General features: G+C 62.4%; 1 protein-coding gene. It reads left to right on the top strand.

All coding sequences use genetic code 11. The annotated features are described in order from the left end of the window. Positions 1-180 precede the first annotated feature (180 nt). A complete protein-coding gene (gene rpiA, locus QMX98_RS34745) occupies positions 181-852 on the top strand; it encodes a ribose-5-phosphate isomerase RpiA (protein ID WP_010466726.1) in 672 nt (223 codons plus the stop codon). Positions 853-935 lie beyond the last annotated feature (83 nt).

Here is a 935-nt window from a genome sequence, read left to right as displayed (position 1 = left end):
AGGCTTGCCCGCGAAGAGGCCGTCACATCCAACATAAATGTTGGCGGTACGATCGCTTTCGCGGGCAAGCCTCGCTCCTACAGGTAAAGGTCGGGGCCCGCCAATCGGGCAATGACCTTCCCTGCCCCGAAGCCTATAATGCTGGCCTTTCGTTCCCTCCTTCGGCACCTCGGAGCCCGCATGACCCAGGATCAACTCAAACAGGCAGTGGCTCAGGCCGCCGTCGACTTCATCCTCCCGAAACTCGACGACAAGAGCATTGTCGGGGTCGGCACCGGCTCCACCGCCAACTGCTTCATCGACGCCCTGGCCAAGCACAAAGGCGCGTTTGACGGCGCGGTCGCCAGCTCCGAAGCCACCGCCGCTCGTCTCAAGGGCCACGGCATTCCGGTGTATGAGCTGAACACCGTCAGCGACCTGGAGTTTTATGTCGACGGCGCCGATGAAAGCGACGAGCACCTGAACTTGATCAAGGGCGGCGGCGCGGCCCTGACTCGCGAGAAAATTGTCGCGGCCGTGGCCAAGACCTTCATCTGCATCGCCGACGCCAGCAAACTGGTGCCGGTGCTCGGCGCGTTCCCGCTGCCGGTCGAAGTGATCCCGATGGCCCGCAGCCATGTGGCCCGCGAGCTGGTGAAGCTCGGCGGCGACCCGGTCTACCGTGAAGGCGTGTTGACCGACAACGGCAACATCATCCTCGACGTGTTCAACATGCAGATCACCAACCCGGTGGAGCTGGAGGCGCAGATCAACGCCATTGTGGGCGTGGTCACCAATGGTTTGTTCGCGGCGCGTCCGGCGGATTTGCTGCTGCTGGGCACTAGCGAAGGCGTGAAAACCCTCAAGGCCTGACCCCGCACTCCCAGTAGGAGCGAAGCTTGCTCGCGAAGAGGCCGTCACATTCAACATCTCTGTCGATTGTTACGGCCTCTTCG

The organism is Pseudomonas sp. PS02303 (genome assembly GCF_029959925.1).
In the GTDB taxonomy this organism is placed as follows: domain Bacteria; phylum Pseudomonadota; class Gammaproteobacteria; order Pseudomonadales; family Pseudomonadaceae; genus Aquipseudomonas; species Aquipseudomonas mandelii.
The sequence above is the reverse complement of the archived record's forward strand: the minus strand, read 5'-3'. Positions and strand labels throughout refer to the sequence as shown.